The 15,891-nt window shown below is 71.1% G+C and carries 11 protein-coding genes; 5 read left to right on the top strand and 6 right to left on the bottom strand.

From position 1 onward, the window contains the following. Positions 1 to 134: 134 nt before the first annotated feature. On the bottom strand, positions 135 to 1,643 hold the full coding sequence (gene ilvA, locus IEY69_RS19015; protein WP_189074745.1) for a threonine ammonia-lyase, biosynthetic: 1,509 nt from the start codon (positions 1,641 to 1,643) through the stop codon (positions 135 to 137). 563 nt (positions 1,644 to 2,206) lie between these two features. Beyond that, the gene (locus IEY69_RS19010; RefSeq protein WP_189074716.1) at positions 2,207 to 3,352 is read right to left on the bottom strand and encodes an FAD-dependent oxidoreductase; all 1,146 of its coding nucleotides are present in this window, start codon (positions 3,350 to 3,352) and stop codon (positions 2,207 to 2,209) included. A 73-nt stretch (positions 3,353 to 3,425) separates the two neighbouring features. Between IEY69_RS19010 and IEY69_RS19005 the strand changes: the two genes are divergently transcribed. From IEY69_RS19005 to IEY69_RS18995, 3 genes are read left to right on the top strand one after another with little or no spacing between them, the layout of a single operon-like run. Further along, a complete protein-coding gene (locus IEY69_RS19005) occupies positions 3,426 to 4,673 on the top strand; it encodes a SpoIID/LytB domain-containing protein (protein WP_189074715.1) in 1,248 nt (415 codons plus the stop codon). Then, complete coding sequence (locus tag IEY69_RS19000; protein ID WP_229784127.1) at positions 4,670 to 7,435, top strand: hypothetical protein; 2,766 nt, start codon at positions 4,670 to 4,672, stop codon at positions 7,433 to 7,435. The genes IEY69_RS19005 and IEY69_RS19000 overlap by 4 nt, the downstream gene beginning before the upstream one ends. Before the next feature lie 15 nt (positions 7,436 to 7,450). Continuing rightward, entirely contained in the window at positions 7,451 to 8,512 is a 1,062-nt protein-coding gene (locus tag IEY69_RS18995; protein WP_229784126.1) for a hypothetical protein, read from the top strand. 10 nt (positions 8,513 to 8,522) lie between these two features. On the opposite strand, the gene IEY69_RS18990 is transcribed toward IEY69_RS18995, so the two are convergent. The 3 genes from IEY69_RS18990 to IEY69_RS18980 form a co-directional block, all read right to left on the bottom strand. Further along, entirely contained in the window at positions 8,523 to 10,142 is a 1,620-nt protein-coding gene (locus IEY69_RS18990; RefSeq protein WP_189074714.1) for a DUF4153 domain-containing protein, read from the bottom strand. A 94-nt stretch (positions 10,143 to 10,236) separates the two neighbouring features. Beyond that, positions 10,237 to 10,908 carry an amino acid ABC transporter permease gene (locus IEY69_RS18985; RefSeq protein ID WP_189074713.1) on the bottom strand — a complete coding sequence of 224 codons (672 nt, stop codon included), beginning with the start codon at positions 10,906 to 10,908 and terminating at the stop codon, positions 10,237 to 10,239. A gap of 106 nt (positions 10,909 to 11,014) precedes the next feature. Beyond that, positions 11,015 to 11,791, bottom strand: coding sequence for a transporter substrate-binding domain-containing protein (locus IEY69_RS18980; RefSeq protein ID WP_189074712.1), 777 nt, complete (start codon positions 11,789 to 11,791; stop codon positions 11,015 to 11,017). A gap of 221 nt (positions 11,792 to 12,012) precedes the next feature. Here IEY69_RS18980 and IEY69_RS18975 point away from each other — a divergent pair, with 221 nt between their 5' ends. Continuing rightward, complete coding sequence (locus IEY69_RS18975) at positions 12,013 to 13,854, top strand: menaquinone biosynthesis decarboxylase (protein ID WP_189074711.1); 1,842 nt, start codon at positions 12,013 to 12,015, stop codon at positions 13,852 to 13,854. Positions 13,855 to 13,926: 72 nt separating this feature from the next. On the opposite strand, the gene IEY69_RS18970 is transcribed toward IEY69_RS18975, so the two are convergent. Then, the gene (locus IEY69_RS18970) at positions 13,927 to 15,036 is read right to left on the bottom strand and encodes an alpha-hydroxy acid oxidase (protein WP_189074710.1); all 1,110 of its coding nucleotides are present in this window, start codon (positions 15,034 to 15,036) and stop codon (positions 13,927 to 13,929) included. 83 nt (positions 15,037 to 15,119) lie between these two features. On the opposite strand from IEY69_RS18970, the gene IEY69_RS18965 reads away from it, so the two are divergent. Beyond that, positions 15,120 to 15,626, top strand: coding sequence for a DUF427 domain-containing protein (locus IEY69_RS18965; RefSeq protein ID WP_189074709.1), 507 nt, complete (start codon positions 15,120 to 15,122; stop codon positions 15,624 to 15,626). Positions 15,627 to 15,891: the final 265 nt, after the last annotated feature.

Raw genomic sequence — 15,891 nt, 5'->3', positions numbered from 1 at the left:
GACTCGCCACGCCACGCTCCACTGAGACACACCACATTGCCCAACCCGCTGGAGTTCGTCATGCCTCATCACGACACACCCGCCCCCGCACGGGGTGAGGACACCCCCACCCCCCCTTCACCCACCGCGCCACCTCAGGTCAGGAAGAGCCGGTACGCCGGATTGGCCGTCATGTCCACCGCCGGGTACCCCACCCCCGCCAGAAACGCCGCGAACTCCGCCGCATCACCGGGCGGCACCTGCACGCCCGCCAGCACCCGCCCGTGCGCCGACCCGTGATTCCGGTAGTGGAACAGACTGATGTTCCACCGCCCATGCAGGTGCGTCAGGAACTCCAGCAGCGCCCCCGGCCGCTCCGGGAACGTGAATGAATACACCCGCTCATCCGTCGCCTCCGGCGCCCGGCCCCCCACCATGTGCCGCACATGTACCTTCGCCAGCTCGTCGTCCGTCAGGTCCAGCACCGCGTACCCACGCGACACCAGCTCGCCCCGCAACTCCGCCCGCTGCCCCGGCGCCGCCAGCTGCACCCCCACGAAAATCTGCGCCTGCGCACGCGGCGCGAACCGGTAATTGAACTCCGTGATCGCCCGCGCGCCCACCACCTCAATGAACTCCCGGAACGCCCCAGGCCGCTCCGGGATCGTCACCGCGAAGATCGCCTCCCGCCGCTCCCCGATCTCCGCCCGCTCCGCCACGTGCCTGAGCCGGTCAAAATTCACGTTCGCGCCACACGTCAACGCCACCAGCGTCTCGCCGCGCACGCCCCGCTCCTGCACGAACCGCTTCAGGCCCGCCACCGCCAGCGCCCCCGCCGGCTCCATCACCGCCCGCGTGTCATCGAACACGTCCTTGATCGCCGCGCACACCTCATCCGTATTCACCCGCACCCAGTCGTCCACGTACCGGCGCGTCAGATCGAACGTGAACGCCCCCACCTGCTTCACCGCCACGCCATCCACGAAAATCCCCACCGACTCCAGCCGCACCCGCTCCCCGGCCTGCACCGACTGGAACATCGCGTCACTGTCCTCCGGCTCCACCCCCACCACCCGGATATCCGGCCGCAGCGCCTTCAGCACCCCCGCCACCCCCGCGATCAACCCGCCACCCCCCACCGGCACGAACACCGTCAGCGGCCCATCCACCTCCACCTGCCGCAGCACCTCCAACGCCACCGTCCCCTGCCCCGCCAGCACCAGCGGATCATCATACGGATGCACGAACGTCAGCCCCAGCTCGCGCTGCAACTCGAACGCCCGCGCCTCCGCATCACTGAAACTATCCCCGAACAGCACCACCTCCGCCCCCCGCGCCCGGCACGCCCCCACCTTGATCTCCGGCGTCGTCGCCGGCATCACGATCACCGCCCGCACCCCCAACCGCTCCGCCGCGAACGCCACCCCCTGCGCATGATTCCCCGCCGACGCACAGATCACCCCCCGCGCCCGCTCCACCGGCGTCAACTGAGCCATCTTGTTGTACGCCCCCCGCAACTTGAACGAGAAGATCGGCTGCTGATCCTCCCGCTTCAACAACACCCGGTTCCCCAGGCGCGCACTCAGACGCGGCGTCTCACTCACCGGCGTCTCCACCGCCGCCCCATACACCTTGCTCGTCAACGCCAACCGCAACACATCCATCGCGTCCAGCTCACCCGGCTTGAAATCCCGAACCTGCGTCACACCCGATCACCCCTCTGTCTGAATCCGAAAAGAAAAACCCCCACCGGACGGCGGGGGACGAATGGCAGCGCGCAGGCCGTCAGGCGTTCACCCCTGACCAACCCGTAATTCGCGCATCTCTCATGACCGACAGCTTAGGCGTGGGGGTCGTCGCGTGGTGGGGAAGGGGTAGACAAGGGAGCTGTGGGCTGCAGTTCGCGGCGGGCGGCCCCACCCCCCAGCCCCCTACCCCAGGGGGGCAGGGGGGGCCTACGTTGCACTGGGCAAGAGTTTTGACTCGTGCGGCGGAGGTGTGGTGGGCGGTGATGTGTCCGGCTTCGACGCCATCCTCCGCCACCCTCTCAGGCCCGCGCGCTGCGCGCACGACGGCCAGTGGCAGTCGGCGGTGACTCGGTGTGGTGGGACGCTTCGGGCGGCTGAGCGACTTTTCTCGCTTCGGCAGAAGCAGGGGGTGAGGCTCCCCTTCAAGTGGAGCTGTCAGCGCAGCTGACTGAGGAGTTGCCCTTCCCACTTCCCACTCCCTACTGCCTACTTCCCCCCGCGATCTCCCGCGCCAGTGCGTCCGCGGTCCAGAGTCCGAGGGTGTCGGCGTGGGGGCCGCCGAGGAGGAGGTGGGTGTGGTCGTCGAGGCGCTGGTGGGTGGGTGGGGCGTCGGGTTGTCCGTGGGGGAGGGCGAGCCACGCGCCGGGAATGTCGGCGAGGCTGCGGCCCAGGTGCAATTCACTGGTGGCGAGGGCGGGGACGGCGTCCATGAGGCCCACGAGGTCCTCCAGGGTTTCGCGGCGCAGGCCAGTGGGCACGCCGGTCAGGTGACCGCCCTGCGGGGTGTACCCGTGCGGGTCGCGGTGGTGGATGGTGGGGATGAGGGTGTACGCGCCGTGCTGGGGCCTCAGCGTGAGGCCGCGGGCGTGCAGGACGGGCGCGTCAGGGGTGCTGGGCGCGTCGAGGTGCGGGGTCTGCCGGTACGCGCGGGCGTGGCGGGTGTGGAGGCCCAGGTGGTGCTCGGCCTGCGCGGGGGCGCTCGCGCCGGTGGCGAGGACGACCAGGGGCGCGTGGAGGGTGTGGGTCTCGTGCGTGACGATCTGATGGGTGTTCGTGACGGTCAGGCGTTCCAGCGTGACGCGCCCGCCGGGGTGGGGGGTGGCGCGGGTGTTCAGCATGAGGTCGGTGCCGCGCCGGATGGCCGTCTGCGCGGCGGTCTGCGCGAGGGTCCCGGGGCGGTACAGGTGCGCCTCGTGCGCCTCGGCGTGCGGGAGGAGGTCCGGGTCGAGCAGCGCGAGGCTCTGTGGGTGCGTGGCGAGCAGGTCGCGGGTGGGCTGCGTGCCGGGGGTGGGCCTGTCGTGCAGGTTCAGGTACGGACGGGCCTGAAGGTCGTCCCCGAGCAGGTCCCGCAACCGGTTCAGGGTCCAGCGGGCGGCGTCGTGCTGCGCGTCGGGCAGGTGGGCCAGCGTCCAGAGGCCGGGGGCGAGGATGGTCGCGCCGTCCTCGTTCGGCAGGCCGCCCTCCTCGACCAGCAGGGTGCGGAGGCTGGGCGCATGGTCGTGAAGGGCGAGGGCCAGGGCGCTGCCCATGCGGCCCGCGCCGAGGATCAATACGTCGTAGGGCGCGTCAGGCGCGAACGGCTGGCCGACGTGGGCCCACACGCGGCCAGGGGTGGGGGTGGTCATGCGGGCATGATCGCCCGTTCTCACGCGCCTGTCAGGCGGGCGGGGGTGGGGGTGCGTATACTCGGCGTTGATCATGCGTTCATGTCTGCGTGTTGGCGCTGCGGTGTGCGGCGGGGTGCTGCTGGGCTCTGGGGCGTCAGCGCTGAACGTGCGGGTGCTGGTGGCCAGCGCGCCGCAGCTGACGGTGCGCGTGGCTGCGCCCGCACCGGCCACCGGAGCGCTGAACGTGCCGGGGCCTCCCGCGACCACGCCGCTTCCGGTGCAGGCCTGGACGGTCGGAGCGGCGGGCGCGCAGCTCACCCTAAACGGGCAGTCGACGGGCAGCGCCACGCTGTACCTGCCGCCCAGCGCGGGCAGCGCCGTGGAGATCGCCGGGAAGACCTACCGCGGCGGGGTGCAGCTGCGCGCTGAGAAGGGCGGCGTGCAGGGCATCAACGTCGTGGACCTCGAGGACTACCTGCGCGGTGTCGTGCCGGCCGAGATGCCCGCCTCGTGGCCGGCGGCGGCGGTGCAGGCGCAGGCGGTCATCGCGCGGACGTACGTCACGGCGCGCATCAACCCCGCTACACCGTTCGACACCTGCGCCACGGACGCCTGTCAGGTGTACGGGGGTGTGGCGGCCGAGAAGCCGCAGGCGGACGCGGCAATCGCGGCGACGCGCGCGCAGGTCGTCGCGTTCGGCGGGAAGCCCGCCAGTACCTTCTTCAGCAGTGACAACGGGGGGTTCACGGCGTCCAGCGGTGAGGTGTGGGGGAAGGATCTCCCGTACCTGCCCGCGAAGGCGGACCCGTTCACGGCGGGCGGCCCGCGCGCCCGCTGGCAGCTGGAGGTCCCCCTGACCCGCGTGCAGGAGGCCGCCGGGAACGCCGGGGTGCGCGTCGGCGCCCTGCGAGGCGTGACCGTCACGCGCGTCAGCGAGTCGGGCCGCCCACTGGAGATCACGTTCGTGGGCGCCACCGGCAGCGGGAAACTGACGGGCGCGAACGCCGGGGGCTTCGTGAGAGCCCTGGGCGCCCCCGCGACCCGCGTGACCCTCTCGGGCCTGAATCCGCTGGTCCTGACCGGCAGCGGCAGCGGGCACGGCGTGGGCCTGTCGCAGTACGGGGCGCTGGGCCTGGCGAACGCCGGGTACAGCCACCTGCACGTCCTGGGCTTCTACTACCCGGGCACGCAGCTGGCCACCCTGACCGCCGACGCCGGGGAGCAGCGGCCCGCGCTGGGCGTGCAGGCGGCACTCCCGACTCCTGCGCTGACGCCCACGCCGGTGTGGGGATCGGCGCCGCAGGACGTGGTCGCGGCCGGGCGCGGGGCGACGCCGTGAGCCGCGCGGGCAGCAGGGCGGGTCGTCGCCGGGGAGCGCGGGTGCGCGCGGCGCTGCTGGCGCTGGGCCTGCTGGCGCTGGGCGGCGCGCAGGCCCGCACGGTGAAGATCGTCTCGGCGGACACGCTGGAACTGCGGCAGGTGGACGGCCAGGAACTCGTGGTCATCAGCGGCGAGAACGTGGAACTGCGCGTCGATGACGACGTGGTCCGCGCAAAGCGGGTGGAGTTCAACCGCACGCGGCGCACCCTGACCCTGATCGGCGCGGCGTCGTACCGCAGCGCGAAGGACGGCGAGGACATCCGCGGCGAGAACCTCGTCGTGGAACTCGGCAAGGAGCAGGTCAGCGGCGAGGACGTCCTGATCAGCGACGCCCGCCTGGAGATCCGCGGGCAGGAGGTGGACCGCATTCCGGGGCAGCTGCGCGCCACCGGCGGGTACTTCACGACCTGCGCCCGCTGCGGCCGCACCCCGAACGACTACGCGTTCCGCGCCGAGCGGCTGATCGTGTACCCCGGCGACCGGCTGATCGCGTACAACGCGCAGCTGCTGCTGGCCGACATTCCCGTGCTGTTCCTGCCCGTGCTGGTGCTGCCCCTGAACGACAAGGACCGCCAGCCGCGCCTGGAGGTCGGGCGGGACGCCGTGGACGGCCTGACCGTCCTGGCCGACCTGCCGTTCAGCGTGGGCGGCAACACGCTGGGCACCACCCGCCTGCGGTACTACGAGAACCGCGACCCCAGCATCGGGGTGGGGGTGGCGCTGCGGTCATACGCGCCGGTACCGTTCGTGGACCGCGTGAACCTGGACCTGCTGGCCGAACCGCGACCCGTGGGGCAGACGGGCCGGGACGTGAACCTGGACTTCAGCGTGAAGGGCCGCGTGCCGCTGACGCTGGCGGTGCGTGACCTGGACTACAGCCTGAGCGTCACGCAGCGCGATATCGGGCGCGGCGCCACCGACCCGCAGCGGGGCGTGACGACCGTGGAGTTCGGCGCGAACGTGGAGTACCCGCTGTTCACGGCGGCGCTGAACTACGTGGACCGCTTCGGACCGGCTCCCACCGGGGCGCTGGACCGCACGCTGAAACGCCCCGAGGTCATCGTGGACCCCAAGCCGTACACCAACGGGCCGTTCAGCGCGGACGTGAAGGTCACGGCGGGCACCTACACGGCGGCCAGCAACCCCCGTTCACCCAGTGCCACGACGCAGGGGCCCAATGTCACCACCAGTCGCCTGGAGGAGCAGCACAGCCTCGCGTACACCGTCAAACCCTGGAGGGACGCGGACCTGAGCCTGAGCAACACCTTCACCGGGCGGTACTACGGCACCGGGGCGCGCACCGTGGACCTGAACCTGACCGGCACCCTCACGCAGCGCTGGGCGGGCTCGAACTCGGTCAGTCTGACCGCCAAGTACCTGCGGATCGAGGGCACCAGCCCCTTCGCGTTCGACGCGCTGGGCGGCCGGGTGCTGTCCGCGCCGATCACCCTGAACCTCTCGACCGTTCCCGCCCGGGACGTGAGTTTCGGCGTGTCCTACACCCGCGACCTGTTCCTGAGCAGTGAGCAGCAGGGCAACGCCACCTTCAGCCTGGGCGTGAACCGTCGCCCCCTGAGCCTGACCGCCAGCGCGCAGGTGAACCCCGACAAGCGCACCCTGGAAGACGTGAGCTTCAGCGCCACCCTGGCCGACCCGGACAGCGGGAAGGTCACGGTCACGCCCGCGCAGCCCGCCACGGCCACCACCCCTGCCCGCCCGGCCACCGCGACCCGCAGCAGCGCCTGGCCCGCACCGAGCCTCAGCCTGAGCGCCTCGGGCGGGTACACCCTGGCGACCGGCCCGCGCCCCCTGACCGTCACGGCCGCCGTGACCGGCGACGTGCGCACGAACACGTTCAGCGTGTCCGCCACGCACGCCCTGCGGGAACCGGGCCTGACGTCCGTGACGCTGAACTACAGCCTGGCCCGCTCTCAGGACACCGTGCTGAACGCCCTGACCGTCAGCGGCAGTGAAACCCTGACCCCCACCACCGGCCTGTTGAGCGGCAACCACACCCTGCGCTGGCGCGGCCAGTACGAACTGAAGACGTCGCACAGCCTGCTGCTGCAACGCCCGGACGCAGCCACCAGCAGCGGCAATCTGGACTTCAGTGTCGGTACGGTCGGCGGCAGCCGCGACAGCTGGCTCATCAAGTACGGCGGCGCGTACGACCTGCGCCGGGGCGGCTTCACCGCTCCGCAGCTCAGCGGCGAACTGAACCTGACCCGCACCGGGCAGAGCCTGGCCGTCGCCGCGACCGTGAACACCCCTGGGCTGGATCAGAAGCGCACGGAGCTGATCCGCGCGCAGCTCAGCGGAACGGCGCAGTTCGGCAGCCGCTTCTGGGTGTCCGGCAGCGCCCTGTACACCCGCACCCGCAGCGGCACGTACCCGGACGACGTCGCCACCGACCTCCTGCAGCTGAATCCGCTGCGCGTGAACCTGGGCCTGGGCCGCGCGGGCGAGAGGCCCGGCGCGTACCTGACCGGCACCCTGAAACAGGACTTCAAGTGGATTGACGGCGTGCGCCAGACGCCCGGCCCACTGACGCCTGTCATCGGCCTGACCATCGACCGCTGCTGCTGGGCGCTGCAGGCCGAGGCGGACCTCGTGAACCGCCGCTACCGCGTCGCGGTGGGCCTGCCCGGCCAGACCGGGTACCCGCTGTTCGAACTCACGCCCACCGGTGCGAGCATCCCCCTGATTCCCACCCTGCCCTGACCCCGGAGGTTTCCCGTGCGCCGACGCATCCCTGCCCTGCTTCTCTCTGCCCTGCTTCCGGCCCTCGTGACGGCCTGCACCGGAACCGAGGAGGTGCAGTACGCCGTGCAGCTGGGCGTCCTGACCAACACGGACGTCACGGGCCGCGCCACGCAGCTGCGGGCCCTGAACACCGACGGCGGCAGCGTGAACACCGTGGCCCTCACGGGCGGCGTGGACGTCCTGCCCGCCAGCGGCGCGCGGCGCCTGATCACCGTCCGCAGTGACGGCGCCGAGACGCGCGACCCGGGCGGCACGAACGCCCAGCCGTTCGCGGAGCCCGGCTTCACGCCCTGCTACACGCAGGCCGCGCAGGACGCCGCGCGCACCCGGCTGCTGCTGCTCAGCGAGTGCAGCGGCGTGCAGCGCGCCGCGCTGTTCAGCAGCGACACCCGCACGCTGATCTGGTCGGCGCTGCTGCCCACTTACCTGCCGCCCGTGGTCACGAACGACACCCCCCCCACCCGGCTGGCCGTGCAGGGCGACGTGGGCCTGATCACCCGCGCGCGCCTGAACGGCGGCAGCGAGGTCATCCGCGTGGCGGTCCCCAGCGAGGCGACCACGCCCGAGGTCAGCGCGCCGGCCGCCATCCCGTCCGTGTTCGACCTCGTGCCGTACGGGGGGCGCATCCTGGCCGCCACCCCGACCGGCATTCAGGCCCTGAACGGTAGCGGTGAGCCCGACAACGCCACCACCCTCGCCGCATTCGGCGCGGCCCGCTTCGACCGGTTGTGGGTGGGCGGCGCGAACAACACCCTGCTGGCCGCGTGGCGCAGCAACGTCCTGACAACCACCGCCGACAGTCCCCTGCGGCTGTGGGACGGCGCCGCCACAACCGCCGCCACCGTGGCGAACCTGGCGGACCTGCGCGACCTGACCCTGCCCAGCGACGGCAAGGCGTACGTTCTGGCGGGGCAGAACCTCAACCGGTACGACGTCACGCTGGGCCTCTCGACCGGCAACTGGTCCCCAAAGACCCTGACCACCCTGACCACGCCGCTGAGCATCGCCTGGACGGTACCGGTCACGGCCCCCTGACCCGGAAGGGTCAGCGTCTGGCGGGGACCGGCACGTCTTCCTGCGGGTCGGTGACTGGTTCGGTCGGGACGGGCAGGCGCAGCGCGGCCTGACGGGCGCGGGTGTACGCGAGCGTCCAGGTCCTTGGGTCGCGCGTTTCCGCGTACTGGTTCCGCAGGTATCGGGTCAGCGAGGAGGCCCCGATGCACTCCGGCACGCCGCTCGCGCCGGGGTTCGACGTGCAGTCGGTCAGGACGTCCAGATGCGCCGTGATGACGGGCACGGCCCCGGCGCCCAGGCGTAGCAGTTCGCCCGCGTTCGCCCGCTGCGGCTCGGTGCGCTGGGCGTTCGTGACGCCCGACAGGTCGCGTGCGATGTTCACCCGCGCGATCAGCTCGGCCGGGTTCAGCGCCGTCGTGACGAGCAGCGTGCCCAGGCCCAGCAGCAGCGCCGGGTACGCGAAGCGGCTCGCCCGGTCCCGCCAGAGGGTCACGGCCAGCCACGCCAGGGTCAGCGTCACCCACACGAGGAACGCGGCGCCCAGTACGCGCGTCTCGCTCAGGCCGTACGCTTGCGTGTAGAGCACCCAGCGCTGCGCGGCGGACGCCAGGATCACCGTCAGCGGCAGCAGCACGGCGGCGTTCAGCGCGTGGAAGGCCGGGCGGCGGCGGGCGTCGGGGGTGCTCAGGGCGTACGCGACGCGCAGCACGGCCGCCGTCAGCAGGGCGACGGTCATCAGCTGCCCGAAGCCCTCGCGGATGAACGCCGCGTACGTCTGTCCGCCCGGCAGCGCACCGCCCAGCAGCAGCGGCAGCTGCCGCGCCGCGAACGCCGTGAACAGCAGCGCCAGCGCGCCCAGCGGCACGCCCGTCTCGATCAGACCCAGCCGTCCGTCACGCGGGGCGGGGGGGAAAAGGCTGGGCCGCGCGGCGAGCAGCGCGCCGTACACCAGCCCGCCGGTCAGGATCAGCCAGCCGATCAGGTGCCCCAGGGTGCTGATGGACCGCTCAAAGTTCACGTTCAGGTTCAGCAGCGCCTCCAGCGCCCGCGCGAACGACGCGTCCGCTCCGGCCAATAGCGGCGCGAACACCGCGAGCAGCGGCACGGTCAGCAGCGCGCCCACGCCCACCCGGCCCCAGGTGCGCGGCGCGGCAGAGGCGGGTTTCAGGTGCGCCCAGGGGAAGCGGTCGAGCAGCACGGCCAGCCCGTAGATGACGCGAAGGCCGCTGCTCAGCGCCGCGCCCAGCCCGTCCAGCACGCCCGCCCGCGCCAGCCCCGGAAAACGTAGCGCCGCCGAGCCCAGCCCCAGGCACAGCGTCAACGCCAGTGCGTTCAGGAACCCCAGGTCGGGCGTGGGCGCCCACAGCGTGAACGTCACGCCGAACAGGGCCGCCAGTGCCAGCAGCGTCACACCTTCACGGCTGGGCATCTGGGGGCTGGGGGGCTGGCCCTCGCGCCGCGCCCGCCACGTCACCACGCCCAGGTACAGCGCCGTCCACACCGCCAGATTCAGCCCGAACGCGCCGCCCGCGCCCTCGGTCAGCAGCAGTGCGGCCAGGGCCAGTCCGGCGGCGGTCAGCAGCGGCCACGCGAGTCTCGGTGCCGGGGAGGGGGGCTGGGGGACATCGGCGGGCGCACCGGGGAGGGTCATGCCCGCACCGTACTCACCCTGCCCTCACGCGGCGTCCACCGGACGGACTACAGCGAAAGGAGGAGAAGCCCCCTCCTCCCGACCGGGCCGCGCGCTACCCGCCGCGGGCGAAGCGGCGTTCCAGCACGCGCTGCACGACCTCCAGCAGGCTGCTGACCGCCCAGTAGATCAGCGCCGCCGCCAGGTACGGCCCGAACGGTTCGAAGGTCCGCGCGATGACCAGCTGCGCGCTGCGCAGCAACTCCACGACCGTGATCACGCTGACCAGCGACGTGTCCTTCACCAGTCCGATCAGGGTGTTGCTCAGGCTGGGCAGCGCCACGCGCGCCGCCTGCGGCAGGATGATCAGCTGCATGGTCTGCGCGGGGCTCAGGCCCAGGCTGGTCGCCGCCTCCCGCTGCCCCTTCGGGATGCTGAGGATCGCGGCGCGCATCGTCTCCGACAGGTACGCGGCGGCGTTCAGTGTCAGGGCGATCACGCCGCCCGCCACGGGGTTCAGGGTGACTCCCAGGCTGGGCAGACCGTAGTAGATGACGAAGATCTGCACGAGCAGCGGCGTGCCGCGCATGAACGACACGTACAGCCCGCTCAGGCCCCGCACCCAGCCCAGCCGCGACAGCCGCGCCAGCGCCACCAGGAAACCCAGCGGGAGGCCCAGCACCATCGCGCCCAGCGCGAACCCCAGCGTGACGGGCAGCGCGCCCAGCAGGGTCGGCAGGGACGTCCAGGCGCTCTGGAGGACGAGTTGCAGCTGTTCGGTGTTCATGGGGTCTCCAGGGGAGGTGGACGGCCGGGCAGGGAAAGAGCTGTGGGCGACAGGTTCCGAGGATCACAGCCTCGCACGTTGTCGCTCACAGCTCACGCCTCTGAGCTTAAGGCTTGCTGACGTCCTGACCGAACCACTTGCGGCTGATCTTCGCGTACGTGCCGTCGGCCTTGAGTTGCAGCAGGGCCTTGTCCACCGCCGCCTTCAGGCTGGTGTTGGTCTTTTTCATGGCGATGCCGACCGCTTCGGGGTCACCGATGACGCCCGCGCCGCGCACGGGGAGGCTCTGGGACTTGATGAGGTACCCGACGAGCAGGCGGTCGTTGTACGCCGCGTCGAGGCGTCCGGCGGCGAGGTCCGCGAGGTACTCGGGCGCGCCGGGGTACGTGACGACGTTGATGCCGCCCGCGTCGCGCAGGCTCTTCTCGAAGTTGCTGCCCAGGCCCACGCCCACGCGTTTCCCCTTCAGGTCCGCGAGGGTCTTCGGCGCGAAGCTGCCGGTCTTCTTGACGATGATCTGCGGGCTGGAGTACGCGTAGGGTTTACTGAAGCCGATGGTCTTCTGGCGTTCGGTGGTGATGCCGACCTGGTTGACGATCACGTCGTACTTGTTCGCCTGGAGTCCGGCGAGGATGCCGCTCCATTCGGTCAGGACGAACTCGGCCTTCAGGCCCAGCTTGGCGGCGACGGCTTTGGCGATGTCCACGTCGAAGCCGGTGAGAGTGCCCGACGCGTCCCTGTACGTGAAGGGGGCGTAGGTGCCTTCCATGCCGATCTTCAGCACGCCCTTCTGCAGGGTGCTGGGGGTGGCGGCGTGGGCGGTGCCGAGGCCGAGGGTCAGGGCGAGCAGGGGCAGGGTGACGCCGGTGATGTGCTTGGTCATGGGACTCCTTGGTGGGCTGCCGGGGCAGCCGGGTGGGTGGGGGAGGGGGTGTGGAAGTCCAGCCTCCACACCGATTCCAATAAGATACAACTTCGGTCAACTAATAGATAGTGTCGCGTCTACACTATCCGGCCAGGGCCGCCCGACCGTTCCTGCGACCACCGGGGGAAACCTCGTGCGCGGGTACGGTTGCCCCGCCCCCCGCCCTCTACACTCGGCGCATGGCCTTCCCGGACATCCAGAGTTTCATGCGCCTCCTCGAGCAGCGCGGCGAACTGCTCCGCGTCACGACCCCGGTCAGCCGCGAGCTGGAAATTACCGAGATCGCCGATCGCATGGTCAAACAGGGCGGCCCGGCCCTGCTGTTCGAGAACGTCGTCGGCAGCGACTACCCCGTCGCCATCGGCCTGCTGGGCACCAAGGAGCGCGTGGCGCTCGCCCTCGGCGTGGACGACCTCGACGGACTGGCCGAGAAGGTCCGCGCCCTGATCGACCTGTCCGGCGGCGGCAGCAAACTGGGCCTGCTGAGCAACGTCACGAAGCTCCGCGACGCGATGAACCTCCCCCCGCGCCGCGTCCGCAACGCCCCCGTGCAGGAGGTCGTGTGGCGCGGCGACGAGGTGGACCTCTCGAAGATCCCGGTCCTGAAGTGCTGGCCGCTCGACGGTGGGCCGTTCGTCACGCTGCCCCTCGTGATCACGAAGGACCCGGAGACCGGCGAGCGCAACATGGGCATGTACCGCGTGCAGGTCATGAGCAAAAACAGCACCGGCATGCACTGGCAGCGGCACAAGACCGGCACCAAACACCTGGAGAAGGCCAGGAAACTGGGGCAGAAGCTGGAGGTCGCGGTCGCCATCGGCGGCGACCCGGCCCTGATCTACGCCGCCACCGCGCCCCTGCCGCCCGTGCCGGGCCTGGACGAATTCGCCCTGGCCGGGTACCTGCGCGGCCAGCGCTACCCCGTGGCCAAGGGCGTCACGGTGGATCTGGACGTGCCCGCCAACGCCGAGTTCGTGCTGGAAGGCTACGTGGACCCCAGCGAGGACTGGGTGATGGAAGGACCGTTCGGGGACCACACCGGCTTCTACACCCTGCCGGACCTGTACCCGCACTTCCACGTCACGGCCGTCACCATGCGCCGCAATCCCGTGTACCCGGCGACCATCGTGGGCCGCCCGCCCATGGAGGACGCGTACCTGATCGAGGCGTCCGAACGGCTGTTCCTGCCCGCCGCGCAGCTGATCATCCCGGAGATCGTCGATTACCACATGCCGCCGGCCGGGGTCGCGCACAACCTCGTGTTCGTCAGCATCAAGAAGTCGTATCCGGGGCAGGCGTACAAGGTCGCCAACGGCCTGTTCGGTCTGGGCCAGATGATGTTCGCCAAGGTCATCGTCGTCGTCGACGAGGACGTGACCGTCACCGACTTCGACGCCGTCTGGCACGAGGTGACGCAGAAGGCCGTGCCGGGCCGCGACACGCTCACCACGCGCGGCCCCATCGACGTGCTCGACCACAGCAGCCGCGGCTGGGGCTACGGCGGCAAACTCATCATCGACGCGACCACCAAACGCCCCGAGGAGGTCGGCAGCGCCGCCAGCAGCCGCCCCGACCAGGCCGGGGACACCCTCGCCCCCGAAGGCTTCACGCCGCGCGCCGCGCACGACCTCCCCACCTTCGACGGCGTCCTCGCCCAGCGGCAGACCCCGGACGGCTACTGGCTGGTCGCGCTGCACAAGACCCGCGCCGGACAGGCCCGCGACCTCGCCGCCGCGTTCGCCGCGCACCCCGCCGCGCACGGCATCCGCCACCTGCTGATCTGCGACGACCAGACCGACGTGACCGACCTCCAGGACGTCTGGTGGACCATCCTGAACAACATCGACGCCGAACGCGACGTCTGGGTGCAGGGGGAACTTCTCGCCTGGGACGGCGCGCAGAAACTCCCACAGGAAGGCTTCGTCCGCGAGTGGCCGCCCAAGATCGTCATGGACAAGGACATCGTGGACCGCGTGGACCGCCTGTGGAACGTGTACGGCCTGCCGGAAACCCTGCGGTAGGGAACAGCGGAACAGAGCAGCAGCGGCCACGATTGACGCTCTGGCCGCTGCTCTGCCGTCGGAGGCGTTGAGTTACAGCCGCACCAGCGCCGGGGTCAGGTCCTCGATCCGCGCGGCGCCGCACAGGGCCATGGCGAGGCGGAATTCGTCCTCCAGCAGTTCCAGGGTGCGTTCGACGCCGCGCTGTCCTCCGGCGGCGAGGCCCCACAGGGCGGCGCGGCCGAGGAACACGGCGCGGGCGCCGAGCGCGACGGCTTTCAGGACGTCGGTGCCGCGTGTGACGCCGCCGTCGAGGTAGATCTCGGTGCGGCCCGCGACGGCGTCCACGATCTCGGGGAGGGCCTCGAAGCTGCTGATGGCGGTGTCCAGCTGCCGTCCGCCGTGGTTGCTGACCCAGACGTGGCAGCCGTGCTCGGCGGCAAGGTGGGCGTCCTCGGCGGTCAGGATGCCTTTCAGGATGATGGGGAGGGGTGTCTGGCGGCGCAGCCAGTCGAGGTCGTGCCACGTGAAGGTCTTGTCGGCCAGGTCACGGAAGTAGTTGGCGAGTTGCGAGCCGCGGTCCGTCTCGGTCTGCGCGAGGTCCTCACGGCTGGCGACGTTCGGGGCGCCCAGGTGCGCGGGGAGCGCGAAGCGGTGGCGTTCGTTCGCCTCGCGGCGCCCGAGGAACGGGGCGTCCACGGTGAACACCAGCGCTCGGGCGCCGGCGGCCAGGGCGTGGTCCAGGATGCTGCGGCTCAGGTCCCGGTCCCGCAGCAGGTACAGCTGGAACCAGAAGCGGCCCTGCGCGTCCGCGCCGACCGTCTCGATGGGGGTGTTGCTAAAGGTGCTCAGCGTCATGACGCTGCCCCTCGCAACGGCGGCGCGGGCGGTGGCGCTTTCTGCGTCTGGGTGCGCGAGGCCATGGAAGGCGCTGGGCGCGATCCCGATGGGGCTGCTGATGGGTAGGCCCAGCACGCTGGTGCCCGTGTCGACGCTGGAGACGTCCACGAGGACGCGGGGGCGCAGGCGGGCGCGGGTGAACGCGGCGCGGTTCTCGCGCAGGGTGTGTTCGTCGTTCGCGCCGCTCGCGTAGTACTCCAGGGCGTTGCGGTCCAGCGCGGCGCGGCCCAGTGCCTCGATATCGGCGAGGTTCACGGCGTGGTGCAGGGGTTCACTGGGGGTGGCCTGAACGTCGGGCGTCATGGGTCAGCGTACCGCGCCTGCCTCCAGTCGATCCGGTCAGAACGCCCACAGCGTGTCCCGGCGGGGGAGGGGAGACTGCCCGTATGCCTCAGCGTGTCCGTCCGCAGCCCGTGCCGCCCGCCCCCGGTCAGGAGAGCGTCTGGGACTATCCGCGCCCCCCGCGACTGGAACGCACGCCCGCGACCCTGGAGGTCTGGCTGGGCGGCGAGCGGATCGCCTGCACGACAGAGGGCTTCCGGGTGCTGGAGACCAGTCACCCGCCCACCTATTACCTGCCGAAGGCGGCCTTCGCGCCGGGCGTGCTGGAGCGTGCCCCGGGTGGCAGCGTCTGCGAGTGGAAGGGCGAGGCGACGTACTGGACGCTCCGAGGGGGTGGCCGGGTGCAGGAGGGGGCGGGCTGGAGTTACGAGCAGCCCACCGCGCCCTTCGCGCCGATGGCGGGCTTCTTGGCGGTGTACGCGGGCCGGATGGACGAATGCCGCGTGAACGGCGTGCGGGTCACGCCGCAGCCCGGCGGGTTCTACGGGGGCTGGATCACGCCGGACGTGGCCGGGCCGTTCAAGGGCAAGCCGGGCACCTGGGGCTGGTAGAGGTCGTCCGGGAGGGCTTTTTTCGGTTCTAGGCGTTTCTTGAATGGGGCTTGAGGTGGGGCACATCCGCGCTTAGTGCCGGGGGGTGTTGACAGTTCTGGGCTGCGGGCATATAGTTCTCTTCGCCCGAGAAGAAGGGCGAGGCGGAAAAGCTGAAAGGCACCGCTGGGACGCATGAAAATCTGGTGATGATGACGATGACAGGCCGATCCGACAGGGTCGGGTGAGCGGCACGCCCCCCGGTGTGCTCCAGACTCACGAAACA

This window comes from Deinococcus sedimenti (assembly GCF_014648135.1).
In the GTDB taxonomy this organism is placed as follows: Bacteria; Deinococcota; Deinococci; order Deinococcales; family Deinococcaceae; genus Deinococcus; species Deinococcus sedimenti.
This window is presented reverse-complemented; position numbering and strand designations above follow the sequence as displayed.

Bases quoted from the DNA above. Each gene is read 5' to 3' on its own strand.
- ilvA (WP_189074745.1), bottom strand. From the start codon at position 1,643: ATGGATGTGTTGCGGTTGGCGTTGACGAGCAAGGTGTATGGGGCGGCG.
- IEY69_RS19010 (WP_189074716.1), bottom strand. From the start codon at position 3,352: ATGACCACCCCCACCCCTGGCCGCGTGTGGGCCCACGTCGGCCAGCCG.
- IEY69_RS19005 (WP_189074715.1), top strand. From the start codon at position 3,426: ATGCGTTCATGTCTGCGTGTTGGCGCTGCGGTGTGCGGCGGGGTGCTG.
- IEY69_RS18990 (WP_189074714.1), bottom strand. From the start codon at position 10,142: ATGACCCTCCCCGGTGCGCCCGCCGATGTCCCCCAGCCCCCCTCCCCG.
- IEY69_RS18985 (WP_189074713.1), bottom strand. From the start codon at position 10,908: ATGAACACCGAACAGCTGCAACTCGTCCTCCAGAGCGCCTGGACGTCC.
- IEY69_RS18980 (WP_189074712.1), bottom strand. From the start codon at position 11,791: ATGACCAAGCACATCACCGGCGTCACCCTGCCCCTGCTCGCCCTGACC.
- IEY69_RS18975 (WP_189074711.1), top strand. From the start codon at position 12,013: ATGGCCTTCCCGGACATCCAGAGTTTCATGCGCCTCCTCGAGCAGCGC.
- IEY69_RS18970 (WP_189074710.1), bottom strand. From the start codon at position 15,036: ATGACGCCCGACGTTCAGGCCACCCCCAGTGAACCCCTGCACCACGCC.
- IEY69_RS18965 (WP_189074709.1), top strand. From the start codon at position 15,120: ATGCCTCAGCGTGTCCGTCCGCAGCCCGTGCCGCCCGCCCCCGGTCAG.